The 320-nt window shown below is 65.0% G+C and carries 1 protein-coding gene; it reads right to left on the bottom strand.

Translation table 11 applies throughout. The features are described from left to right. The coding region (locus IH48_RS34065; RefSeq protein ID WP_037844261.1) for a hypothetical protein at positions 1 to 233 on the bottom strand (233 nt) is incomplete at its 3' end. Positions 234 to 320: the final 87 nt, after the last annotated feature.

The raw sequence follows: 320 nt of genomic DNA, 5'->3' as shown, positions 1-320 counted from the left end.
GGCTGGATGCTCGCGAGCGCGAGGAGTGGCCCGCTACTGGGCTCCGAGTCCTGCCACGCGTTGGCCGGGCGCACCCGATGCATGTCCTTGATGGCCAAGATCTCGCCATCGTCGAAGACGGGCTCTACCCCGATCTTCTGGTGCGGAAGGCGGTCCAAGTTGTCCTTGAGATACCGCACGCGGCACTTGAGTAGCCCTGCCGCTTCCTCCAGCGAGTAGTTCTGGAGACTCATGCCGCTACCTCGGACAGGTCCTCGTCACCGGCGGCAAGAGCGTCCTTCATTCCTGCGTAGACCTGCGGCGACGGCTGACTCCGCCCC

The organism is Streptomyces sp. NRRL F-5126 (genome assembly GCF_000721265.1).
In the GTDB taxonomy this organism is placed as follows: domain Bacteria; phylum Actinomycetota; class Actinomycetes; order Streptomycetales; family Streptomycetaceae; genus Streptomyces.
The sequence above is the reverse complement of the archived record's forward strand: the minus strand, read 5'-3'. Positions and strand labels throughout refer to the sequence as shown.